This window comes from Niveibacterium sp. COAC-50 (assembly GCF_013184235.1).
Lineage (GTDB): Bacteria > Pseudomonadota > Gammaproteobacteria > Burkholderiales > Rhodocyclaceae > Niveibacterium > Niveibacterium microcysteis.
In genome coordinates this window covers 1-23,937 of record NZ_JABCJM010000011.1, presented here as the reverse complement: position 1 = coordinate 23,937, position 23,937 = coordinate 1, and the positions used below count along the sequence as shown (strand labels likewise).

The following is a 23,937-nucleotide window of genomic DNA, read 5'->3' as shown; positions in this document are numbered from 1 at the left end:
CCTCACTCAATCGAGCTACGCAGCCCAACGACCGGAAGAACAAAGCGGTTTGGCAGGAAGCAAAACGGCCACGTGTTGCGTGGCCGTTGGATCAGTTCGCCTTGACTACTGGGGAAGCCCTTGTAGTGAAGGTAACCGGCAGCCGAAGCCCATAGGGCGAAGGGGACCCAAAAGACGGCGCGCAGCGCTGCTTTTGGGCTGTCCGGTTGACCGTAGGGTTAGGCCTCGGTTTGCGAGAAATTTCATCTTTGTTCGAACGAACATTGAACTACGACAAAAGCGCGACGCTTACGTTGCCGAGCTCGTAGAACTCCTTGAATGCGGCGACTACTACTTCGAAATTACGAAAAATCATCTTCGCGTCCCAGTAATCACCGAGCAATTCGACCCGACTTTCTTTGCTGTTCGGATTGTGGTAGGTGCGAACCTCCCAATCGTCATCGGTTTCCTCGCCAAGCGTTAGCAAATAGTTGCCGGCCTCAGAACGGACTTGAAGAGAACGATAGGTCGTTCGTGCGTCTTCAATTGTATCGAGAGTAACAACTCCCCCTCCGTTACGAACTTCTTCGAGATAGGGCAATACGTCCGTCCATGCCGGCACATTTTGATTCCCGCCGCCATTGGCGGTTGACCAGGAGAGAATGTGATCTGGCATAAGGAGAGGCCTAACGTTGGACGTAACGGGCGCCGGAGCGCAGCGGAGGGAAGCAAACTGCGCAGCAGTTTGGCGTCCCGTTGACGGACTGGTTAGCCGTCACTGCGCGAGACCTGTTGCAGAAGTTCAGAGTACGCCTCTCGCGCCTCTTTGAGCGTAGCGTCACGATGGGCTGCGCGAAATGCCTTTATTGCTTCGACCTCACGCTGTGCAGCAACGGCTTGCAGAACCTCGTGCGATACAGAGCGGCCACTCTTTAGCCCAACGTTCGGGTGTTCAGGGCTCCACGCGGCCCAATCAAGGGAGCGTGGAAAGGCGCCCCACTTTTCGTGTTCGAAGTTGCAAACGAAGCCTCGAACTCTATCGAGTGCAAGGTGGCGACAGCGCTCACACTTCGCGGGCACTGAGACCTTACTGATGTAATGCTCGGTTTCAACAATCACTGGACTCGTTGGGCCCCTCATGGGGCAAGGGCCATGATCGAGTGCTAGGTAGCCACGAACTTGCTCCATAGCACGCCTACAGCTGCCTTCAAACAAGTGCTCGCATGTGCTGCACTTGCTTGGCACAGCGCCAGTCATGAAGTGCGAGTAAGGAACCGGTTCCACCGAGCCAGGGACAGTGCATCGAGGTATGACAGTACGGTACATGACGGCTAACGTAAAAGTAGCCGGCACCGGAGCGCCAGCGAAGGGAACCCAAATGCGTAGCATTTGGGTGTCCGGTTGACTGACCTGTTAGCCGTGGACGAGGCGAAGAACAAAACCCGCAATGAGCAGCGCTCCACCGCACAGGTTTAGCACGCCAGGAATGCGTGGGCTACCGATCGACGCAGAAGCCAATGTGGCAGCTCGATTGGCGACGCGCGATTTGAAGTTGAGTGGTTGCATAAACCACCCCACAGCAAGAACGAGCCAGCCAATGCCGGAGACAAGTTGCGAGTTGTCATGCGCTGCAACGCCGCTGGCCAATGCCGGCAAGCCTGCCACGAGCGCAACGGCGGGCCAAATGAGCCTCGCGCAGATTTGAACGAGAAGGTCTTTCATTGCGAATGGCCAACGTTGGAAGTAACGGGCACCGAGGCGCAGCCGAGGGAACCCAAACGCACAGCGTTTGGGGTCCCGTTGACTGACTTGTTAGCCAGCCGCGGCATTGCGAAGCTGACCGTCAACGAAGAGCTTGGCGCCACTCGGCGTGACGAGGTAGCGGACTGTGCTGCTTTCGGACGCTTCACCGAATGAGACGCCGTCAACGGTGACTTTCCCGCCCTTAACCTCGACGCGATGATTGGCCACCGATATCGAGCCTTCGCCGACGATGGAACCCTCGGCGGTTTGCCCTGCGCTAGACGAAGAAGACGAGGAACTCGCGACTGCGTTAGCACCCGTGCTTTGGGCGCACCCGGAGAGGCAGAGAAAAGCCGAAATGGCTGAAATTAGGATGAGCTTTTGCACACTGACCACTTTCATTCATTCAAAGCTGGCTAACGTTGGACGTAACGGGCGCCGGAGCGCCGCGGAGGGCACCAAGCTGCGCAGCAGTTTGGCGTCCCGTTGACGGACTTGTTGGGCGTCGCGGCCTTGACTCTATACACAAACGCCCGCCAAACCGCAGCCCGCGATAAGTGCGCCAAACGGCGCCACTAAAAGTGCCAAGCATGATGCGGCAAAACCCGCGCGCCGTGCGTCGCCGACGTCGGGGGAGTTAAAGCGCAACAACAGCCGTGGAACGATGACGGAAATGCTGAGAGGTTGCAGTGCAAAAATGAGTGGCACTGCGCTTCGAAGGAGCAACTCCAGTGGGAGCCTTTCCCGAACTAGTGGAGTTTGCGCGAAGCCCAGTGCGTAGATGATTAGCCCGACGCCAGCCAAAAGCGGCGAAACGGCTATGGCTTGGACCAAGGCGGGCGGCTTTGAAACCGCCGCCCATCGCGAGATATGCCAAGAGAGGAACCCGAGCAATACGACAACGATGGAGAAGTGTAGCCAAGTCGTCATGACGCCCAACGTTGAAAGTAACGGGCACCGAGGCGCAGCCGAGGGAACCCAAACGCGCAGCGTTTGGGTGTCCCGTTGACTGACTTGTTAGGTGTCGAATTCATTACGCCAGCCCTCAGTTATTCGTTTGATCAGTAATGCGTCGTTCCAAATGCCTCGAACCGGAAGTTGCTCCATGCCAGGAGTCAACTGCCCAACCTTCCACTCTCGGTCACCATCCCACAGCCACCACACGCCATAACCCTCTGGGGTTCGGAGAGATGTGCGGAAAGTAGGAAAGTCGCGCGTATGCGGCGGAATCGGTTCGTGGGCCACAACGCATACTATCCCTTGATTGCAGGCGGTTCCGAGAGGAAAGAATGCTGTGAATTGTGGGGTATGTGTGACCAAGCCCGAGAAGTCCGACGGCCGTGACCCATGCAGTGCCGGAAGAACACGAAGCAGCGCGCCATACTTGACGTGCTTATGCGTGAAGTGCGCATACGCCAAGCCCTTGGGTGTTGGAATCTCGATTACGTCGCCAATTCTCGGCCGAACTCGCTGCACCAAAGGCATAGACACCTAACGTTTGACGTGAGGGGCCGCCGTAGCGGCGAAGCCGCGAAGGGAACCTGCAAGCGCAGCTTGCAGGCGGTCCCTCTCGACGGAATTGTTAGGCTGATTTTTCATGATTAGCCAACAACATGTACTTCGAAAAATCTTCCAGTCGTGTAACTGAAACGATTTCATTTGACGGCACTTGACGCGCCCCGTCTGCATTGAACCAAACCGACTTAATGCCAAATTTACTTGGTGCTATCACGTCTTGCTCTAGTGAGTCACCGAACATCACAATTTGATGTGGTTGTAACTCAAGCTGATTTTGAACTGATTTCCAAAACTCGCTTTGACTCTTCTTATACCCAACCTCAGTGAAACAAAAATAGTTGGTGAAATATTTATCAAGGCCAACTCGACCTAAAGCCTGTTCAATTAGTGGTTGCGTAGAGACCGCTGCATTTGTGGCGATTGAAAGAGAAAATTTTCCCTGAAGCATTGATAGACATTCATGTGCGCCCTGAATCGCAGAGACCTTTGGCCAAAGTGCCATTGCTTGATCTTCTGGGCCATCCGTTTCAGACATGAGGGTTCCGCCCCAGTCAAAGCAGATAGCTCGAACAGATGAGAATGTGGGCATACAAGAAGCCTAACGTCCAAGGTAAGGGGCTGGCTGGAGGCGGGCGAAGCCCGCTGTAAGCCAGTCCCCTTGACCGCAGTGTTGGGCGTCATTGATGTGTGGCAGTCTAATACCCAAGCGTAATTCCATAAAAGACCTGCCGGCGCTCCGGATCAATTTTCAGCAGAGTTGCGAAAGCCGAATCCACAGTCGCAGGCGTGATGTGGTTCTTGAGTCCATAGGCCGTAGCAACCAATATTAAATACTGAGCCATGCGACCCGAATCTACGTATAAGTTTCGTAGTGCACGCTCATGTCGATACCTCCACTGGAAGCGCTGAAAATCGACAACGAGAAAGATTGTGCAAGCTGCGGTTAATGCCTGATTGTGGCCGATCAACGCGGCACACACGTCTCGTCTGTAATCACCTGCGGACTCTAGGCGAATCCTATCTTGGCTAATGTTGTAGTAATAAATTCCGGGATCAAGGCCGTCGACATTAAAGACGGCTATATAAGGATCAAACGCAAACCCAACGCCGTGCAGTATGTTGTGAATGTGCTCTTGAATGTCGGGTACGTGGTACCGCCGCGAGACAGAAAAACTTTCCCTAAGCAGCCCTCCAAATAACCGACTGTCGAACGTCTTATCAGTAACGAATACTTGGGTAGTCCTCCGTGATCTGAGGACAGCACCGACGCTTTGATCTTCGGGTAACGGGCGGACATTTCCAATATCAATTCGCTCTGAGTCGTCGATCGGAGAAGGAAGTGGCAAGTCGCTCTCGCTAAGCATACTTTCCAGGGCTTCACATCGAATGGCTTCGTATTCCGGCCCTTCATCAAGGAATGTGTCGCGTCGCGCCCACAAATAGTATGACAACGCAAGTTTCCAGTTGCGTTTCTCCCAATGATCTAGGCCCGCACTCCATTCGGACAGGGACGACCATTCTTCCGCCAATGCTCCTTGATCTGCTAACGCATTCTCTATTTCGGTCTTACGAACGGAAGCCATGTCGGCAATCAAATCCAATACATCCTCCTTGGCGACCAAGAGGCGCTTCATGTTAATTGGATCGCTAAGTTGAATGCCCTCCCGACCATCTATGTAATTTTCGCGGATCGTCAGGGTTGGTTTCCACTTCATATAGGCCTCGCGTCTGATCCACCAAGGGCTGCGCCATAGATGACCCCTTCGGTAAGTGTGTGAGTTCCTAGCAGTTTGGCAATGGGTTGTTCGCTGAGTCCATGCTGAACCAAGCAATTCAAGCCTAGCGACTTTGCGACAATATCTAACGTTCCGCAAAGATGGCCAACATCCATGTAGATCGCCCTGAAGCTTCTCGGCTCACGATAGCGCCACATACTTCGATCAAACACGCTAGTCATAACGACGAATGCATCTATTCTAAATGAGGCGCGCATAGGTCCAGAAAACATCCGCATCAACGTCGGCTCGGATGTGTCTAAGTCGCCAATAGCGTCAAGAGAACTGTTGTCGATGTTGAAGTGGTAGACGCCAGAGCCCAACCCTTGAATGTTGCAGGCAAAGAGATAGGCTTCGGTGGGGTGACGAGATCCGCCAGATGGGCTGGTCTTGTTTATGGCTGCCTCAATTAGTTCTGGACTATCGGAAAGCGGCCTTCGTTTCAGTACACCAAAGACCGCTGACATTAGGGTCAAGCAATGCTCTTTTGTAAACCGCTGAAGAGGAGGTTCAGTTGTCCAGACACTAGAAAAAGATTCGGAAAGTTCTTCTAGGGCGCAGAGAGTATTTGGGGCAGTAATTCGATCCTCAGGGCTCGGATAGGTCTTAGATCTTTCAGTGTCTGGCTCATCATTCACGTATTCCCGCATTCGCTGGAAGTCGATTTCCCTCCCGTCAGCCGCATAGTCTGCAAATGGATAATCCAAGGTTGCAAGTTGGTAGTCTGCTGTATCAACCCAGCCATAGCGTGACCACTCGCGGCACAACCGCGAACACTTTTGATGAGAGTAATCGTCAGGCTGAGTTAGGAGCCGAAGCTCCAAAAGCGTTGAAATAGACGCATCCGTAACGGCTTCCTCAAAGCAATACTTTCTTAGAAACAGTTGAACAATTTCCTGTCTATTTGCGCCTCCCATGAATGCCACTAGAAGCATTGCCGCCAAGGGGGAGCAGCCGTACGTAACTTTTGTGTAAAGGTTTACCGCACGCCAGCGGTCAGAATTGACTGGCGGGAATAGACGCACTGCTGAATGACATACCAAGCTAGCCATCATTTCGCTCTTGTCGCATAGCGAGCGGGCGTGCGCGCTAATCGCGCACGCCCCCTCTTGCCTCGAAAGTTACTTCGGCTCTGCCTGATCTTTCCGATCTTTGAGAAGCCACGGTTCCGCCTTCATTTGCTTCAGGGCGACTATCGGCTCGCCGAGAACCTCCACAAGGATGCGCTCTTTGTCCGATGAGTCTCTGTAGATCTTGACGATTTCTTCAGGCTTTTGCTCGTTTGCCATAGGTCTCTCCTGGGTAGATACGTCGGCTTTAAGTGCAATTGTGAGCTAGGCAGCCGATGGGGCCTAATCCACAAGCTCCGCAAAGAAGGCGATGGTTTTCAGTGACGCCCAACGTTCGACGTAAGGGGCGGCCCGCTTGCGGGACGTCCCCTTGACGGAGGGGTTAGGCGGCTGGCGGTTGCAGAGAGCTGGATTCATGCTGGAGTGGCAAAGTGAGCTACTGCTCAACCGGTGATGCCGAAGGTGGAGAACGGGAAGAGGATGCAGGTTACTGCCTTGGGGAAGCGCATGCCAAGCAAGATGCCAGCGATTGCACCACCAACTGCCCACCACACCAAGACGCTTAGCCCAACGGGTTCCTGGGCCAACATGAGGCGACCAAGACCAAAGATCCAGAAGCAAGCCAATGCCCCGACAGCGGCGCCCCGAATTCGATCTGCACGCGTGATTGGCGCTTGCCACCATTGAGTGAAGCGGAACTTGGCTTGGGAGACCGCCGCTTTCATGTTTTCAGCCTAACGTTGGACGTAACGGGCGCCGGAGCGCAGCGGAGGGAACCAAAATGCGCAGCATTTTGGCGTCCCGTTGACGGACTTGTTAGGCGGTGGGCAGCTATTTGTCATTCGGTTTAAGAGCCGGAGCGTCGACTTGAGATAACGCGTTCTTGACCGCCGATGCAACCGTTGGATCTGGGCTGACGTATGAGTCTCGCTGCCTGCGCTCGGCAGTTTCACGCAGAACGGATTCGAGAGCAGAGTCCGTACCGCGCTCTTTGAGCGCGGCTGCCGCGGCAATGATGTCACCGTCCAGAAGTATGTTCACCTGCTTGGCAGCCTCGGCATTCTGGTTTTCATCGAGCGCTTTGAGCAGCGCAAGTCGCGATTTTGCATCAGCCACGACGCGTGCTTCGAAAGCGTGAGCAATCAACGCGGCTGAGATATGCATCGAGAACAGCCCCAGGACTACGCCACCTGCGAGAAACGCAGATAACGCCACTGCGATAACCGTGCCTCTCTTCATGACCGCCTAACGTTGGACGTAACGGGCGCCGGAGCGCAGCGGAGGGAACCAAAATGCGTAGCATTTTGGCGTCCCGTTGACGGACTGGTTAGGCGATTCTTGCACGGCATCAATCTGCATGGACGCTAGATACTCCGGTTGCGGTGCATAAATGAATGCTCTCGCCTTTGGGCTCGCGAGACCGGGGCGAGCATTGGCAAGACGACGGATTTTTAAGTTCGGAAGTGGCAATACAAGCTGCGGCGCAATCGTTTGAGGTTGTGCAGTGATTCCCGCCATCAATTGTGACGTACGTACAGCCGGGACTCCTTCCTCGGCCGCTAATAACACCACCCCAAGTACCCCCAGCGGCAAGGCATTCGTCTTCTAGGCGCTTAGCGCATTCCTTCTCTTTGGCGAGAAAGCAACTGCTTTCGCGGGCGGCTTGGATTGCGATTTCGTTTCGTGACAGACCGCGTGCAAACACTTCAGAAAAGCCAGAAACACTCACGATGGCAAGTAAGGCAAATGCGAGGTAGTAGAGGCGCATTGATCGCCTAACGTTGGACGTAACGGGCGCCGGAGCGCAGCGGAGGGAACCAAACTGCGCAGCAGTTTGGCGTCCCGTTGACGGACTTGTTAGGTGCGGCGCTAATTTGCATTGAGGTTTGCGCGGCCGCCAGCGCGCCGGTAGTAAGACATGGCCCATACGAGCGCTGCGCCAAGCCAGACCGCGGCAACTGGGCGAATGAATGGCCCGAGCGGACCGCCGATGGCGCGAGCGAGCACAACCGTGACCGCAGTGACGGGAATGCTATGTGCCACGACTTGCCAGAGGGAGAGCGTGGCGAACGCCTGAGAGACAGCTACTAAGACGGCGGAGATGATTCCCAGGTAAACCACCTCGGGAAGCCACCGTGGAAGCTCAACCATTGGCCCAGCGAAATAAAGGAAAGCGCAGACGAGGCCAAGGCAGAAAGAGAAAGCAATTCGCGCGGGAAGCGATCGAAGCATTAAGCACCTAACGTTGGACGTAACGGGCGCCGGAGCGCAGCGGAGGGAACCAAACTGCGCAGCAGTTTGGCGTCCCGTTGACGGAATTGTTAGGCAAGGATGGCATGCGAGGCCAGCCACGCGCGAACATCCTGATCTGCGCCGCAGTCGGCAAGGGCCTTCTTTGGCAGTACATACGCTTGGCTGTTGTCGAGGAAGAGGTACAGGTTCGCTGTGTCTTCTTCGACATGCTTAAAGGCAGACCACACATACCTTGTTTCACCATAGGATCCGGACGCAGTCAGACCCGTGGCGTCGAATTCTGCGGCTTGCGTTTGATAGAACCAACTGTCCCCGGAATGAGCGACGCGGCGCACGATCTGGTTTCGATACGCTGAGCCAATGATGATTGCCGCCAAAGCGGCGAGCGAAAATCCAGCAACAAAGAGAATGTCGTGGGTGATGCCCGGGTACTTCCGTAGCATGGAGATGTGCATGGAAAACGCAATTCCGATGACGAACCACACTAGAAGGTTTACGAAGAATAGCTTCGTATTTGCGCCGGAGAGTGCGACTAAACGCTTTGAAACTACCTTCATAAGCGCTTTGTAGTCGTCCTTCGAAAGGGTGAACGAGCACTTCATGGGCAAGCCTAACGTTAAGTAGACTTCAGTAAACTGTTATCCCAGGATATTCATCAATCCAAGACTGTGTCATAAGTCATGGAAGTTACTGCCATACGGGGGAAATATGCCGCCTGTATTGACGAATATCCTGAGGTCTCGCAATGGTTTTACGCACGGATGGCCAGCAGCCGAAGTTGCTCGACCTCATGCGGGATCGGCTGCGGGTGAAGCATTACAGCATTCGCACCGAGACGGCCTATTTGGGTTGGGTCAAACGCTTCATTCTCTTTCACGGCAAGCGTCATCCGGAAGGCCTCGGCAAGGGGGAGGTTGAGGCATTTCTCACGAGTCTTGCCGTTGAGCACAACGTTGCCGCGGCGACGCAGGGGCAGGCGCTGTCGGCGATCCTGTTCTTGTATCGCGAGGTGCTGGGGCAGACCTTGCCGTGGCTCGACGAGGTGACGAGGGCCAAGAAACCGAAACGGCTACCGTGCGTGCTGACACAGGCTGAGGTGTCGCGCCTCGTGGCAGCTGTTGATGATCCCCTGATGAACCTGATCGTGCGTTTGTTGTATGGGACCGGTATGCGTTTGATGGAGGCGGTTCGGCTGCGCGTGAAAGACGTCGACTTTTCTCGTCGTGAGATTCTGATTCGCGAGGGGAAAGGCAATAAGGATCGCGTGACGATGTTGCCCGCGGCGTTGGTGGAGGGTTTGCGGGCGCAGGTGCGTTGGCGGCGGGAAGTTCATTTGCGCGATCTGGAGCAAGGTCGCGGCAGTGTGTATTTGCCGCATGCGTTGGCGAGAAAGTACCCCGGCTCCGAAACGGCGTTCGGTTGGCAGTATGTGTTTGCAGCGGCGTCCTTGTCGGTGGATCCGCGAAGCGGTGCGGAGCGTCGGCATCATGTTGATGAGCAGATGATTCAGCGCGCGGTGAAGCGGGCGCTTTCGGCGACAAAGATTGATAAGCCGGTCACGCCGCACACGCTGCGCCATTCGTTCGCGACGCATCTGCTGGAGGCGGGGCAGGACATCCGCACGGTTCAGGAGCTGCTGGGCCATTCCGACGTTTCGACGACGATGATCTACACCCACGTCCTGAACCGCGGCGGGCTGGCCGTAACGAGCCCGCTCGATAGGCTGGGGTGACGCAGCGGCCGGCTTGATCAAGGGAGCCGGTAGAATCACCGCCTTCCTTTGAATCACCTGAGTACCGCCATGCCTTTGCTGACCCTTGATGCCGCCTGCCTTGCCTTTGGCGATGTGGCCTTGCTCGACCATGCCGAGCTGGTGCTTGAGCCGGGCGAGCGCGTGGCGCTGATCGGACGCAACGGTGCCGGCAAGTCCAGCCTGATGCGGACCCTGGCCGGTATGGCGAAGCTGGATGACGGCACGGTCTGGCGCCAGCCGGGCCTCAAGACCGCTTACGTGTCGCAGGAGCCGGACTTCGATCTGGACCGAGATGTGTTTGCGACGGTGGCAGACGGTGTAGGCGAAGCCGCCCGCCTGATCGCCGAATATCACGCCTGTGCGGCGCTGGTGGGGCAGGGCGATGCGGCGGCGCTGACGCGGCTGGAGGATCTGCAGCATCAGCTCGAAGCGACCAACGGCTGGACCCTGCACCACAAGGTTGAGCAAGTGATCGACCGGCTCAAGCTCGATGGCGCGGTGAAAGTCAGCGCCTTGTCGGGCGGTGGAATCAAGCGGGTGGCGTTGGCGCGGGCGCTGGCAGGTGAGCCGGACCTGTTGTTGCTCGACGAACCAACCAACCACCTCGATATCGATGCGATTGGCTGGCTGGAGGAATTGATCCGCTCCTTCCGTGGTGGCGTCGTGGTGATCACGCACGACCGCGCCTTCATGGACGCGGTGTCGACCCGCATCGTCGAGCTGGACCGCGGCAAGCTCGCAAGCTTCCCCGGTAGCTTCAGCGAATACCAGAGGCGCAAAGCAGATCTGCTCGATATCGAAGCCAAGGCGGCTGCGGATTTCGACAAGTTCCTCGCGCAAGAAGAGGTGTGGATCCGTAAAGGCGTCGAGGCGCGTCGCACTCGTAACGAAGGTCGCGTGAAGCGGCTGGAGGACCTGCGCCGTCAGCGTGCGGCGCGGCGTGACCGCATGGGCAACGTGAGCCTGCAGCTGGACCGCGGCGACCAGAGCGGCCAGCTGATCGCAGAATTGCACAACGTCACCAAGCGATTTGGGGACAAGGTGGTGATCCGCGAATTCTCCACGCGCCTGATGCGTGGCGACCGCATCGGCCTGATCGGCCCGAACGGCGCGGGCAAAACGACGCTGCTCAAGCTGATCCTCGGCGATCTGGAGCCCGACGAGGGCCAGATTCGCCGTGGCACCAAGCAGCAGATCGCCTATTTTGACCAGTTCCGCACCCAGCTCGATCCCGAGATGCCGCTGCGCGATGTGATCAGCCCTGGCAGCGACTGGGTCGAGATCGGCAAGTCGCGCAAGCATGTGATTGGCTATCTGGAAGACTTCCTGTTCTCGCCGCAGCGGGCGCGCTCACCGGTGAAGTCACTCTCGGGCGGGGAGCGCAACCGCTTGTTGTTGGCGCGCCTGTTTGCGCAGCCCGCGAACATCCTGGTGCTGGACGAGCCGACCAACGATCTGGATGTCGAGACGCTTGAGCTGCTGGAACAACTTCTCGCCGAGTACGACGGCACGATCTTCCTGGTCAGCCACGACCGGACCTTCCTCGATAACGTCGTGACGCAGACCATCGCCGCGGACGGCGACGGTCGCTGGGGCGAGTACGCCGGCGGTTACTACGATTGGAAGCGCGTGCGCGACGCCGCTGCCGCGGCCGAGAAGGAAGCTGCCAAGCCCGCCCCAACGGCGAAGGCGCCGGAGGCAGATCGCAAGGCGCCCGCCCGCGGAAACAAGCTCTCGTTCAACGAGAAGCGCGAGCTTGAACAGCTGCCGGGCAAGATCGCGCAACTTGAGAACGAACAGGCCAGTTTGCAGCAACAACTGGCGGACCCCGGGATCTACAAGGCGCAGCCAGAGAATGTGCCACGCTTCAATGCGCGGCTTGAGGAAATCGAGCTGGAGCTGCTGACCCTGCTGGAGCGTTGGGAGGCGCTGGAGGGCAAAGCGGGTTGATGTGGTGGTAATGCGAATCAATCGCAACGAGTTTCGTCTGGATCAAGCTTGGCGCAATGCGGCCGTGATTACATTCGGCGTCCAGGCAAACCGACGGAATTTCGACCATGATTCGCTGCGCTTCGCTCTTGCTGTGCCTCCCGATCTGCGTGCATGCAGCGCATCCGTTGATTTCGGATGACGCGGCGACGCAAGGCGAGGGTGGCTGGCAACTTGAATTGAGCGGGGATTACACCCGCGACCGCGATGCCAGCACCCGCCAGCGGGTGTCCAATGCCACGCTGACGCGCGGTGCGATCGATACGCTGGATGTGTACCTCAACGCCACATGGCTGCGTGCCGAAGCCCTTGATGACAGTGGCAGCGTACTGGCAACACAGGGCGCTGGCGACTTGAGCCTTGGCGCCAAGTGGCGCTTCTATTCTGCCGACGGCGCCTCGCTGGCGCTAAAGCCTTTCGCGACAATGCCCACGGGTGACCACAGTCGTGGCCTCGGCAACGGCTTGCCGTTTTACGGCGTGTCGGCAATCGCCACCTATGAGTACGAAGCCTGGACGCTGATTGCCAACGCCGTAGGCGCATACGCCTGCGGCGACGCCGCCAGCGTTCGGAAACGGCAATGGGCGCTGTCTGCCGGCCTTGGTCACGCGTTCAACGACGCGCTGCAGGCCGTCGGCGAAGTCGTCTACAGCTCAGGCACCGAGCCCGACGTCAATCAGGGGCCGGCCCTGCTGACGCTTGGGCTGATTTACCGTGTTGCGCCCACCTTCGACCTTGACGTCGGTTACCGGCATGGTCTGAACAAGTCTGAGGCGCATCACGGTGCGGGCGTAGGGCTGGCGTGGCGCTGGTGAGTCACCTGCACCGCTACCTGCCACCCCATCGCGGCCTTTGTCACTTGTCTTTACACCGGCGCGGTGCGGGCCTGTCGATAATTGGCTCATGACTGCTTCGCGCCATAACGCCGTGGCCCCGATGCCTGCACTGCTGGGTTCGCCACGCGCGGCGCGTGGCTGGCGCAGTGGCGCGCCCGTTGGTGATTGATTTCATGATCTCCAGCGGCCGGCAACGCACCGCGTGGGCTGCACTGATTAATGCCTTCGCCGCGCTGAACCCGGATCTGACGGTCGTTGCCAACGAGTTTCAGCAGGAAGACTGCAAACGGCAGTTTGCTGTGCGCCTTGGCCGCGCTCCCCGTTGATCTGGCGTTCTGGTTCGCCGGCGCCCGCCTGCGTGAAGCGGTGGGCAAGGGCTTGAGCTTTCCGGTGCGGCCAGCTTAGTCCGCGATGATGCGTTCGTAGCGCGCCCGCCATTCCTCGGTGAGCGCTTCGTTGCCGATGTGTTCGTACAACTGCATGGCGCGCCAGGTCGCTTCGGGAATCATGTCGCCGTCGCGGTCCATCGCCATCTCGAAGTAGCGCACGGCTGCGTCGTCTCCGCGTTCGGCGAGGATGCGGCCGGCTGCCATTGCGGTTTCGGCGTTGCCGCGCGCGTGTTCGGCGGCCTCGCACAGCAAGGGCAGGGCTTCATTCACGCGGTCAAGCGTCAGCAGCGCCAGGGCGTAGCGGGATTTCTCCTCGACTTCGAGTCGGGCGGGGTTGGCATCGCCTAGCCGCTCCACCTCGGCTTGCGCTGCGCGCACCTTGTTGTGCCGCTCGCGCCATTGGGCCTCCACCGCGGTGAGCCACGCGGCGTCCAGATCGCTCGTGATACGGGGCAGGGCGTCACGCAGCAGCACTTGTGCCGCGCTGTGCTCCGGATGTGTCGGCACAATGGGCTTCATGCCGAGCGCATCGAGGCGGTCGCGCAGGCTGGGGTGGGTGTCGTCATAGGTGGTCAGGCGGGCCAGCGCATCCCACATCCAGGTCTTGAAGTCCTCCGAGTCGCCGGCGACACGCAATGCGGTGCGCATCGCGGCATGCGGCATGAAGCCGGGCCGCGGTTGATGGTCCGCCTGTGCATACAGCGCGGGCCAGAACTTCTCGGCCATGAAGCGGCCTTTCACGCTCGCGGCAATCAAGGCGCTAGCGGTGGTGGTTCGGCCAACGAAGCGGGCGGAGGCCTGGTCCGCTTCGTATTCCTGCTGGCGCGCGAGCACGAAGCTGTAGGCGTTGAACCAGGGGATGTACCAGCGGAAGAAACGGGTGAAGAGTTTGTCGAACCAACCCTCTTCCTGCGCGAAAACTTCCGCCAGCCGCATCCACACCAGCCGGATGCGATAGATCCAGGCGCCGGTCTTGCCGTGCGCGCCCGAGATGTGGCCGTATTCGTGCGCCATCACGGCGGCGCATTCCTTTGGCGACAGGGCTTGCAGCAACGGCAGGCCCAGCGTGAGCGTGTTGCGATACCAGCCGAAGATGCCCAGGCGCGGCGTTTGCACGATTGATGCGTTGAACGCCTCATCGATGATGATCTCGTGGATTTCCGGCCCCGCCTGCTTGGCGCGCAGCTTGTCGACGAGCCGCCACAGGTGCGGTGCTTCCTCGCGCGAAACGCGCCGCCCGCTGGGTGGATCAAGCCGCACCCACAGCGCACGGATCACCAGAAAGGCTGCCACACCGCAGATCAGCACCAGCTTGCCGCCAATCAGTGCATGTCGCGACGCCACCAGCCCGATACCGGCGAACACGCCGCCAAGTGTGAGTGCCAGCATGCCCACGGCGTAGGCGTAGCCCAGCCCCGCCAGCGCGGTGACCTTGGCGCGGTAGCGGCCAGGTGCAATGTCGCACTCGCGCTCAAGGTGAGCGACGAGGTTGCGGAATTCGGACTCGGTCATGGGCGGCACTCGACGGCGGGGCTTCAAATTGCATTATCCGACAAAAACACCAAAAAACCATTGGCATGAACCCGGAAGAACTGTCGCGCGGCAACATGACCTGGCATCACGCCACGGCTAGACTGAACGCTTAACGATTCATGCCGGCCCCGGGCCGGATAAACCATGCAGCCAGCCCGTCTCTGGGACATCTCGCCGCCGGTTGCGGCCGCCAGCCCGGTTTTCCCCGGTGATACACCGTTTCAGCAGCACTGGACCTGGCAGATCGGGCCCGACAGCCCGGTCAACGTCAGCACGCTGACGCTATCGCCGCACACCGGCGCCCATGCCGACGCACCGCTGCACTACGACCCGCACGGCGCGGCGATCGGCGCGGTGCCGCTCGATGCTTACCTCGGGCCCTGCCGTGTGATTCACGCAATCGGCCGCCGCGCGCTGATCACGCCAGACCTGATAGCACCGCAACTGGTGGATACACCGCCGCGCGTGCTGGTGCGCACCCGCTTTCGCGCCGCGGTGGACGAATGGGATGCGGACTTCACTGCACTGGCGCCGGAAACCATCGACCTGCTCGCCGCGCTGGGTGTGAAGCTGGTCGGCATCGATACGCCTTCGCTCGACCCAGAGCAGTCGAAGACGCTGGATAGCCACCAGCGCGTGCGGGCTCACGGCATGGCGGTGCTCGAATGCCTCGTGCTCGATGAGGTGCCGGCTGGCGACTACGAGCTGATCGCACTGCCCCTCAAACTGACGACCGCGGATGCCAGCCCTGTGCGCGCGGTGTTGCGGGAGCTGCCGTGACCACGCGTGAAGACTGCCTCCTGCGTGACGCCGCCGACCCGCTGGCGCCCTTGCGCGACCAGTTCGAACTGCCGCCGGGCGTGATCTACCTCGACGGCAATTCGCTCGGCCCGCTGCCACGCGCCACGCCCGACCGCATTGCAGCGGTGATCCGCGGCGAGTGGGGCACGGATCTGATCAAGAGCTGGAATAGCGCTGGCTGGATCGACCTGCCGGCTGATGTTGGCGACCAGATCGCGCCGCTGGTGGGCGCAGGCGCTGGCGAGCTGATTGCGGCGGATTCGACGTCGGTGAACCTCTTCAAGGTGCTCGCCGCGGCGCTGCGCATCGTCGGCGAAGACGACCCGGCGCGCTGCGAGATCGTCTCGGAGCGCGACAACTTCCCGACCGATCTCTACATCGTGCAGGGCTTGTCGGAGCTGCTTGGTGGCCGCTACACGCTGCGCCTGGTTGATTCGGCAGACGAGATTCCGGCGGCGCTGGGCCCGAAGACCGCAGTGTTGATGCTCACCCAGGTGAATTACCGCACCGGCGCGCTGCACGACATGGCGGCGCTCTCTGCCGCCGCACACGCGGCCGGCGCGCTGACCGTGTGGGATCTGGCCCATTCGGCCGGGGCGCTGCCGGTGGCCTTGAACGACGACGGCGCCGACTTCGCGATCGGCTGCGGCTACAAGTACCTCAATGGCGGGCCGGGTGCGCCGGCTTTCGTGTGGGTGGCGCCGCGCCATGTGAGTCGCTTCCGCCAGCCGCTCTCCGGCTGGATGGGGCATGCGCGGCCCTTCGACTTCGTGCCGGGCTATGAGGCGGGCGAGGGCGTTGCGCGCTACCTGTGCGGTACGCCGTCCGTCCTCGCCATGAGCGCGCTCGAATGTGGCGTCGAAACGCTGCTTGCGGCGGAGCCCTACGGTGGCATGGCCGCCTTGCGCGCCAAGTCGCTCGCACTGACCGATCTGTTCATCGAGCGGGTCGAGGCGCGCTGCGCCGGCCAGGGGCTCACGCTGGTCACGCCACGCGAGGCCGCGCGCCGCGGCTCGCAGGTGAGTTTCGCATTCGATTCGGCGTGGCCGGTTTGCCAGGCGCTGATTGCGCGCGGCGTGATCGGTGACTTTCGCGCGCCGGACATCTTGCGCTTCGGCTTTGCGCCGCTCTACATCCGCTTCACCGATGTGTGGGACGCGGCCGAAGCCCTGGCGACGGTGCTGGAAACCGGCGAGTGGCTGGAAGCCCGCTTCGCCGAACGCAGTGCGGTGACCTGAATTGGACAATCAGCGCGAACTCGAAGACAGCATCGTCACCGACCTGCGTGATCGGCTCTCGTACGGTGGCTATTTGTGCCTGGACGGCCTGCTGGCGCAGCAGAAGCCGCTTTCCGATCCGCCGCATCACGATGAAATGCTCTTCATCGTGCAGCATCAGGTGTCGGAGCTGTGGATGAAGCTCATGATCCATGAGCTTTCCGCCGCGATTCGCCATGTGCAGCGCGATGAGCTGGGGCCGTGTTTCAAGATTCTCGCCCGAGTGAAGCAGGTGCAAATGCAGCTGTTCGAGCAGTGGGCGGTGCTCGAGACGCTGACGCCCTCCGAATACATGGAGTTCCGCGGTGTGCTGGGCAACTCGTCCGGCTTTCAGTCGCACCAGTACCGCACGATCGAATTCCTGCTCGGCAACAAGAACGCCGCGATGGTGGAGGTGTTTCGCCATGATCCGGCGCAGCAGGCGGCGCTACGCGCAACGCTTGAAGCCCCCAGCCTCTACGACGAGTTCCTGTGCCACCTCGCGCGGCGTGGCCTGCCAGTGCCGGCCGAGTGCATCGAGCGCGACTGGTCGCAGCCTTACCGCAAGGTGGACGCGCTGGTCGAGGTGTTCCGCAGCATCTACGAAAACCCGCGCGACTGCTGGGAAGCCTACGAGATGTGCGAGAAGCTCGTCGATGTGGAGGAGTACTTCCAGCTCTGGCGCTTCCGGCACATGAAAACCGTGGAGCGGGTGATCGGCTTTCGTGCCGGCACCGGTGGGTCGAGCGGTGTGGGGTTTCTGCGCCGGGCGCTTGAATTGAGTTTCTTCCCGGAGCTCTTCGCGGTTCGCACCGAGTTACGGCAGCGCTGATTCCGGCGCTGGCCGCATCGGGCCCTCAGGGCGCCGGGCTCTCGTTGCCGCGAGCCGGCGCGGCCTCCGGCGACACATGCCGGTCAATGATCCGGCGCAGGCTGCCGTCGTGCTTCAACGATGCAATGGCGGCGTTGAACTTGTCGTAGAGGCCGGCGCCGATCTGGGCGCGCGACAGGACCAGGTTGACCTCGATGACGGGCGCACCGACGTCGAGCCGCCGCAGGCTTGCCGCCGGATACAAGCGCGCAAGCAAGCGCCAGGCGGAATCCCGCACGATTGCCGCATCGGCGCGTCCGATCGTCACCAGGCGAAGTGCGGCTTCTTCGTCGGCCGCTTCCGTGGTGCGGCCGGCGGCCCTGAGCGTCTCGATCCAGTCGTCGAAGGGCGCGCCGTAGCGATAGCCCCGCGTGATCGCCAGCGTCAATGTCGGGTCCGTCATCACCGTCGTCGCATTGATCGACGCCGGTGCCGAAGACCGCACCGCAACGAGATTGCGTTCCGTGGTGTAGGGGATGAAGCGTGCGAAGCGGTCGCGCTCCGGCGTCTGGACTGCAGACGCGCTCAGATCGAGCGAGCCGGCCTGGAGTTGCTGCCAGATGCGCACACGCGACTCGAAGCGATGCTCGAATCGGCAGCCGGTTCGGCGCGCCAGTTCGTCGATGAGATCACGGTCGATACCGCGCCATTCCGCGCCGTCGCTACCGCGGTAGTAGTAAGGGGGTATGGCATAGAAGCCGACCGATAGCGGCCGGGTGCAGGCTTGCAAAGGCTCGGCGATGGCATTGGTGGCGGCGAGACCCAGCAGCCACGGTAGTAGGCGGCCCAGGTAGCGCCGTATTGTTAAGCGGGGCTGCCCGCGTCTGTCGCCCATCCGATCAGAGCGAATCCGGGGATTCCGGCGACTCTCCGATCCGCAATACGGCGGCGTCGGCCGGCACGCCAACCCGCTGCATCACATGGCCGACATCCATGTGCAGCAGGTCACCAATCGCGCGGAAGTCGTCCGGCAGCGCCGGGTCGTCCCATCCGTTGGCGCAGTGGCGGGCGAGGTCGCACGCCAGCAACACGGTGCGTACCCGGGGGTTGTCGGTGCGTTGCGGGTCCATCAGGGTGATCAGAAGTTCTGGCAGCGAATACTCGCGTACCAGCGCGAGTTGCAGGTCGGGAATCGCGATTCCCATCGTGGCCTTTTGCGCCGCGCTGCTGCGCATGCCCGGGTTGGCGCGCTGCAGCGCGAAGGCTTGCTGTACCAGATCTGGCGCAAAGCACCAGCAGAGAATCTCGGCGACCTCGTGCAGCAGTGCCGCCACAGTGATTTCGTCTACATCGATATCGTGGCGGTGCAAGGCCCAGTCGCGCGCGAAGTAAGCGGCGCGCTTGGCCCGCGTAATGACCTTGAGCACGCCCAGCAGGGCGCGCGGGTGGTTCGCAAGTTGATCCTCCACCGTCGGGATCTCGCCGAAACGGCGGAAGAAGGGCGTCACGCCGAGCATCATGATCGCGCGCTCGATCGTCGTGATGTCGTGATTCTGCGTGCTGCTGCGGTTGCGCTGCAGATGGATCATCAGCTTGAGTGCCATCAGCGGATCCTGCAGCACGCAGCCCGCGATCTGGCGCGCCGAGACGTTGTCTTCGTCGTCCTTCAGCGCGTTGAGCTCCTGCGCGGTGCGGCGCAGCACCGGGAATTCGACGCTGCGCAGGTACAGCACATAGCTGTTGAGTTCGGCGAATGGTTTGGTAAGCATGGTCTCCGGCCCGACTGGCGCCATAAGGCAATAACGGCACCCGAGCGGCGCGGCTTGAGGGCTCTCAAGTCTGGCGCCGAACGGGGCCCGATTGGCCCTCATGCCCAGCGTATAATCGGCCGATAACGTCAAATACGTCACGCTTCGGGCTTGCCGGGGGGCGCAGGAATGGGGACACCGATGAAGTCGTTCAAGGCCTTTGTGGTCGATCAGGACGCTGACCGCCGCGTCAGCGCGGGCTTCCGCACCCTGTCCGAGGATGCGCTCGACAAGGGCGACGTGCTGATCCGTGTCGCCTACTCCAGCATCAATTACAAGGACGCACTGGCTGCCACCGGCAAAGGCCGCATCATCCGGCGCTTCCCGTGCGTGGGCGGAATCGACTTGGCCGGCGTGGTGGAGCGCAGCGCTGCGCCGCGTTTCAAACCGGGCGACAAGGTCATCGCAACCAGTTACGACATCGGTGTGGCACACCATGGTGGTTATGCCGAATACGCTTTGGTGCCCGGCGGTTGGGTATTGCCCTTGCCTGCGGGCATGGATCTGCGCCAGGCCATGGCGCTGGGCACAGCCGGCTTCACCGCGGCGCTTGGCGTGCAGCGCATGGAAGACAACGGCCTCAAGCCCGAGAACGGTGCCGTGATTGTGACCGGTGCCACCGGCGGGGTGGGCAGCCTGGCGATCGACATGCTGGCCGGGCGGGGCTACGAGGTGGTTGCGCTGACCGGCAAGGCTGACCAGGCGGACTGGCTCAAATCGATCGGTGCGGCGCGCGTGATGCTGCGCAGTGAGCTTGACCTGGCGAACATGAAGCCGCTCGACAAAGGCCTGTGGGCCGGTGCGGTGGATAACCTCGGTGGTGATGTGCTGGCCTGGATCGCCAGCACGATGAAGCCCTGGGGTACGATCGCGAGCATCGGCCTTGCGGCCAGTACCGATCTGAACACCACGGTGATGCCCTTCATCCTGCGTGGCGCCAGCCTGCTTGGCATTGATTCCGGATACGCTCCCGCGGCGATCCGCGAACATGTGTGGGCGCGGCTGGCGACGGATCTGCGCCCGCGCCATCTCGACGCATTGACGCGCGAGGTCGCGTTTGATGCACTGCCGACTGAATTCGACCGCTTCATCGCCGGCCAGGCACACGGCCGCGTGGTGGTGCGGATTGCTTCCTGAATCGTTTCCGGACTCACCCCCGACATGAGCCAAGCCCCTGAGCAACACGCGACCCAACTGCCTCGTGTGCTGATCGTGGACGATTCGCGCATGGTGCGCGCGTCGCTGATCAAACAGATCCGTGCGAACTTCGAAGTGCGCGAGGAAGCCGACGGCGAAGCCGGCTGGCAGACGCTGCTGCTCGATCCGACAATCGAGGTGGTGATCTCCGACATCGGCATGCCGCGGCTGGACGGCTACGGCCTGCTCGAACGCATCCGCACCTCGCGGCTCGCCCGCATCCACGACCTGCCGGTGATCATCATCTCGGGCGAGGACGAGGAGGAAGCGCGCGTGCGGGCAAAGGAAGCCGGTGCGACCGACTTCATCAGCAAAGGCACGCCTACCGTTGAGTTGCTGGCGCGCCTCGAGGCCCTGGTGAAGCTGGCGCAGACCCGCCGCGACCTCGAAAAGAGCCGCGAGCAGCTGGTGCGCAACTACCACGGCGACGTGTCGGTCATGGCGATCGAGATCGACCACTACGCCGATCTCTCCGCCCGCTATGGCCACCATGTGGCGCAGCTGATCCACCGCAAGATGTCCAAGCTGCTGTCGGCCAAGGTGCGCAAGGAAGACACGGTGGCGCATCTGGCCGAAGGGCAGTTTGCAATCATCTCGCCGTCGGCCGACCTTGATGCCTGCGGTGCGTTTGCGCTGCGCCTGCGTCGCGCGATCGAAACGATCGTGATGACCTACAAGGAAGAGCGCATCCGCATCAGCCTGACGATCGGTCTGGCTACCGCTGGCGGCGATGCGCACATGACGCTCGAATCGCTGATCGCGCTGGCCGTGCAGCGGGTGCAGGACGGCAAGCTGATGGGCGGCAACACCGTCGTGTCGGATTCCGGAGAGGTCACGCCAGAAAACGTCGGCCGCTTCAGCCGCCTCGCGGTCAGCGTGGACCACGCACTGACGCAACTGCGTACCGGCCAGACGGACGAAGTGCGCCGTCGGGTGCGCGAATTGGTCGGCACGATGATGCCGCTGCTCGAGTTCATCGACGCGGAGTTCCGCACCGGGATGCCGCTCGCGTTGCTGGCCGAGCGAGCGAACCTGATCAACATCGAGCGCACCGAGATCGGCAACCCGATCCGCACGCATCTCTGATCTCCGCAGGCCGCCGCGCCTGCGTCAGTGCAATGTAAGGCTGACCCCCAAGAATCCCCTGCTCAAAACAGGGGATTTTGTTTTGGTCTTCGGGGGGAGAGCATGACAAGCTACAAGGAGTTTCATCGCCGTTCGATCGACGATCGCAACGGTTTCTGGGGCGAACAGGCGAATCTGATCGACTGGCAGACACCGCCGACGACGGTGTGCGACTTCTCGAACCCGCCGTTCGCCAAGTGGTTCGCCGGTGGGCGAACCAATCTCTGTCACAACGCGGTCGATCGCCACGCCGCGCAGCGGCCTGATGCCCCTGCGCTGATCTACATCTCGACCGAAACCGGGGTCGAGCGCACCTACAGCTTTGCCGAACTCAAGCGTGAGGTGGAGCGCGCCGCCGCGATCCTGCGTGGTCTGGGTGTCGGGCGTGGCGATCGTGTACTGATCTACATGCCGATGATTGCCGAGGCGGCGTTTGCCATGCTGGCCTGTGCACGCATCGGCGCGATCCACTCAGTGGTGTTCGGCGGCTTTGCTGCGGGTAGTCTGGCGACACGCATCGACGATGCGCGCCCGAAGGTGATGGTGACGGCGGACGCCGGCATGCGTGGCGGCAAGGCGGTTCCTTACAAGCATCTGGTGGATGAAGCTTGCCGCCTCGCGCAGAACCCGCCCGAGCGGGTGCTGATTGTTGATCGCGGCATTGACGTCGGCTTCCCGCGAGTGGAAGGCCGCGATCTGGACTACGCCACGCTGCGCGCACACCACCTTAATGCCGAGGTGCCGTGCGAATGGCTGGAGTCATCGGAGCCTTCGTACATCCTGTACACCTCAGGTACCACCGGGAAACCCAAGGGCGTGCAGCGTGATACCGGCGGCTATGCGGTCGCGCTGGCGGCGTCGATGAAGTACATCTACTGCGGCAACGCGGGCGAAACGATGTTCTCGACTTCGGACATCGGCTGGGTCGTCGGCCACAGCTACATCATCTATGGCCCGCTGATCGCCGGCATGGCGACGATCATGTTCGAGGGCACGCCGATCAAGCCGGACGCCGGCGTGTGGTGGAGCATCGTCGAGAAATACAAGGTCAGCGTGATGTTCTCGGCGCCCACGGCCATCCGTGTGCTGAAGAAGCATCCGGCCGAGCTGATCCACAAGCACGATCTGTCGAGCCTGCGCAGCCTGTATCTGGCTGGAGAGCCGCTCGACCAGCCGACCCATGAATGGATCATGGGCGAGCTCAAGCGGCCGGTGATCGACCATTACTGGCAGACCGAGACGGGCTGGGCGATGTTGTCCGCGATGCCGGGCGTGGAGCAGACGCCGATCAAGTTCGGTTCGCCGAGCTTCCCGGTGTATGGCTACGACCTGCGCATCTTCCGTGAAGACGGTTCCGAGGCCGCCGCGAACGAGAAGGGCGTGGTGGGTGTGGTGCCGCCGCTGCCGCCGGGCTGTCTTTCGACCGTATGGGGCGACGACAAGCGCTTTGTCAGCACCTACTTCACGCTGTTCAAGGAGCCGCAGGTCTATTCGAGCTTCGACTGGGGTATTCGCGATGCGGATGGCTACTACTTCATCCTTGGTCGTACCGATGACGTGATCAACGTCGCCGGCCACCGACTCGGCACCCGCGAAATCGAGGAGGCGGTGCAGGGGCACAACGCCATCGCCGAAGTGGCGGTGGTGGGGGTGAACGACGCGTTGAAGGGGCAGTTGCCGATTGCCTTTGCAGTACTGAAGGACCCGAGCCGCAGTGATACCGAGGAAAAGCGTGCGGCGCTCGAGGCCGAGGTGATGAAGACGGTCGATGGCCTGCTCGGTGCGATTGCGCGACCCGGTCGGGTTCACTTCGTCAGCGGCCTGCCCAAGACCCGCTCCGGCAAGATGTTGCGCCGCTCGATCCAGGCGCTGGCCGAAGGGCGCGACCCGGGCGACCTGACGACGATTGATGATCCGACGACCTTGCAGCAGATCCGCGAGGCGCTCGGCGGCAACTGAGGCCGCCGAGCCAGCAAAGAAAACGGCCGGGCAATGCCCGGCCGTTTTGCTTGATGCGCGCAGCGGTGTTACTTCGTGAGCACCGTCACTGCCGTGCCTTCGGCGACCACCGTGCCGCTCACCGTGCGTGGCGCAACCGAGG

23 protein-coding genes are annotated in these 23,937 nt (G+C 60.9%); 10 read left to right on the top strand and 13 right to left on the bottom strand.

Annotated features, from left to right (window positions below; genetic code table 11):
• Positions 1 to 268: 268 nt before the first annotated feature.
• From HH302_RS22010 to HH302_RS21965, 10 genes are all read right to left on the bottom strand, one after another.
• A complete protein-coding gene (locus HH302_RS22010; RefSeq protein ID WP_172205310.1) occupies positions 269 to 655 on the bottom strand; it encodes a hypothetical protein in 387 nt (128 codons plus the stop codon).
• 737 nt (positions 656 to 1,392) lie between these two features.
• Positions 1,393 to 1,701 (bottom strand): hypothetical protein, encoded by a 309-nt coding sequence (locus HH302_RS22005; RefSeq protein ID WP_172205307.1) that lies wholly within the window; start codon positions 1,699 to 1,701, stop codon positions 1,393 to 1,395.
• A gap of 90 nt (positions 1,702 to 1,791) precedes the next feature.
• A complete protein-coding gene (locus HH302_RS22000; RefSeq protein ID WP_172205304.1) occupies positions 1,792 to 1,950 on the bottom strand; it encodes a hypothetical protein in 159 nt (52 codons plus the stop codon).
• A gap of 1,354 nt (positions 1,951 to 3,304) precedes the next feature.
• Positions 3,305 to 3,775, bottom strand: coding sequence for an HAD family hydrolase (locus HH302_RS21995; protein WP_172205301.1), 471 nt, complete (start codon positions 3,773 to 3,775; stop codon positions 3,305 to 3,307).
• A 160-nt stretch (positions 3,776 to 3,935) separates the two neighbouring features.
• Positions 3,936 to 4,955: a SagB/ThcOx family dehydrogenase gene (locus HH302_RS21990; protein WP_172205298.1), complete on the bottom strand. Its 1,020-nt coding sequence runs from the start codon at positions 4,953 to 4,955 to the stop codon at positions 3,936 to 3,938.
• Entirely contained in the window at positions 4,952 to 5,932 is a 981-nt protein-coding gene (locus tag HH302_RS21985) for a SagB/ThcOx family dehydrogenase (RefSeq protein ID WP_172205295.1), read from the bottom strand. The genes HH302_RS21990 and HH302_RS21985 overlap by 4 nt, the downstream gene beginning before the upstream one ends.
• A gap of 204 nt (positions 5,933 to 6,136) precedes the next feature.
• Complete coding sequence (locus tag HH302_RS21980; protein ID WP_172205292.1) at positions 6,137 to 6,304, bottom strand: hypothetical protein; 168 nt, start codon at positions 6,302 to 6,304, stop codon at positions 6,137 to 6,139.
• A 224-nt stretch (positions 6,305 to 6,528) separates the two neighbouring features.
• Positions 6,529 to 6,810, bottom strand: a complete 282-nt coding sequence (locus HH302_RS21975) for a hypothetical protein (protein ID WP_172205289.1) — start codon at positions 6,808 to 6,810, stop codon at positions 6,529 to 6,531.
• A 106-nt stretch (positions 6,811 to 6,916) separates the two neighbouring features.
• Positions 6,917 to 7,324: a hypothetical protein gene (locus HH302_RS21970; RefSeq protein WP_172205286.1), complete on the bottom strand. Its 408-nt coding sequence runs from the start codon at positions 7,322 to 7,324 to the stop codon at positions 6,917 to 6,919.
• 1,082 nt (positions 7,325 to 8,406) lie between these two features.
• A complete protein-coding gene (locus HH302_RS21965) occupies positions 8,407 to 8,940 on the bottom strand; it encodes a YcxB family protein (RefSeq protein ID WP_172205284.1) in 534 nt (177 codons plus the stop codon).
• A gap of 143 nt (positions 8,941 to 9,083) precedes the next feature.
• On the opposite strand from HH302_RS21965, the gene HH302_RS21960 reads away from it, so the two are divergent.
• The 4 genes from HH302_RS21960 (at position 9,084) to HH302_RS21945 (ending at position 13,242) form a co-directional block, all read left to right on the top strand.
• Positions 9,084 to 10,070 carry an integron integrase gene (locus tag HH302_RS21960; protein WP_253946277.1) on the top strand — a complete coding sequence of 329 codons (987 nt, stop codon included), beginning with the start codon at positions 9,084 to 9,086 and terminating at the stop codon, positions 10,068 to 10,070.
• Positions 10,071 to 10,139: 69 nt separating this feature from the next.
• Positions 10,140 to 12,041, top strand: a complete 1,902-nt coding sequence (locus HH302_RS21955; protein WP_172205281.1) for an ATP-binding cassette domain-containing protein — start codon at positions 10,140 to 10,142, stop codon at positions 12,039 to 12,041.
• Between the two features lie 107 nt (positions 12,042 to 12,148).
• Positions 12,149 to 12,895, top strand: coding sequence for a transporter (locus HH302_RS21950; protein WP_172205279.1), 747 nt, complete (start codon positions 12,149 to 12,151; stop codon positions 12,893 to 12,895).
• Positions 12,896 to 13,089: 194 nt separating this feature from the next.
• On the top strand, positions 13,090 to 13,242 hold the full coding sequence (locus HH302_RS21945; protein WP_172205277.1) for a hypothetical protein: 153 nt from the start codon (positions 13,090 to 13,092) through the stop codon (positions 13,240 to 13,242).
• Between the two features lie 75 nt (positions 13,243 to 13,317).
• Here HH302_RS21945 and HH302_RS21940 read toward each other — a convergent pair whose 3' ends face one another.
• Positions 13,318 to 14,817 carry a M48 family metalloprotease gene (locus HH302_RS21940; protein ID WP_172205275.1) on the bottom strand — a complete coding sequence of 500 codons (1,500 nt, stop codon included), beginning with the start codon at positions 14,815 to 14,817 and terminating at the stop codon, positions 13,318 to 13,320.
• Between the two features lie 165 nt (positions 14,818 to 14,982).
• On the opposite strand from HH302_RS21940, the gene kynB reads away from it, so the two are divergent.
• From kynB to kynA, 3 genes are read left to right on the top strand one after another with little or no spacing between them, the layout of a single operon-like run.
• A complete protein-coding gene (gene kynB, locus HH302_RS21935; protein ID WP_172205273.1) occupies positions 14,983 to 15,618 on the top strand; it encodes an arylformamidase in 636 nt (211 codons plus the stop codon).
• Positions 15,615 to 16,877 carry a kynureninase gene (gene kynU / locus HH302_RS21930; protein ID WP_172205271.1) on the top strand — a complete coding sequence of 421 codons (1,263 nt, stop codon included), beginning with the start codon at positions 15,615 to 15,617 and terminating at the stop codon, positions 16,875 to 16,877. The genes kynB and kynU overlap by 4 nt, the downstream gene beginning before the upstream one ends.
• A 1-nt stretch (position 16,878) precedes the next feature.
• A complete protein-coding gene (kynA, locus tag HH302_RS21925) occupies positions 16,879 to 17,727 on the top strand; it encodes a tryptophan 2,3-dioxygenase (RefSeq protein ID WP_172205269.1) in 849 nt (282 codons plus the stop codon).
• A gap of 25 nt (positions 17,728 to 17,752) precedes the next feature.
• Here the strand turns inward: kynA and HH302_RS21920 are convergent, their stop codons facing one another.
• The gene (locus HH302_RS21920) at positions 17,753 to 18,601 is read right to left on the bottom strand and encodes an ABC transporter substrate-binding protein (protein WP_172205267.1); all 849 of its coding nucleotides are present in this window, start codon (positions 18,599 to 18,601) and stop codon (positions 17,753 to 17,755) included.
• A gap of 4 nt (positions 18,602 to 18,605) precedes the next feature.
• Complete coding sequence (locus tag HH302_RS21915; protein WP_172205263.1) at positions 18,606 to 19,475, bottom strand: HDOD domain-containing protein; 870 nt, start codon at positions 19,473 to 19,475, stop codon at positions 18,606 to 18,608.
• A gap of 180 nt (positions 19,476 to 19,655) precedes the next feature.
• On the opposite strand from HH302_RS21915, the gene HH302_RS21910 reads away from it, so the two are divergent.
• From HH302_RS21910 to HH302_RS21900, 3 genes are all read left to right on the top strand, one after another.
• Positions 19,656 to 20,651, top strand: a complete 996-nt coding sequence (locus tag HH302_RS21910; RefSeq protein WP_172205259.1) for an oxidoreductase — start codon at positions 19,656 to 19,658, stop codon at positions 20,649 to 20,651.
• Positions 20,652 to 20,675: 24 nt separating this feature from the next.
• On the top strand, positions 20,676 to 21,797 hold the full coding sequence (locus HH302_RS21905) for a PleD family two-component system response regulator (RefSeq protein ID WP_172205256.1): 1,122 nt from the start codon (positions 20,676 to 20,678) through the stop codon (positions 21,795 to 21,797).
• A gap of 102 nt (positions 21,798 to 21,899) precedes the next feature.
• Entirely contained in the window at positions 21,900 to 23,795 is a 1,896-nt protein-coding gene (locus HH302_RS21900; protein WP_172205253.1) for a propionate--CoA ligase, read from the top strand.
• The last annotated feature ends 142 nt before the right edge of the window (positions 23,796 to 23,937 follow it).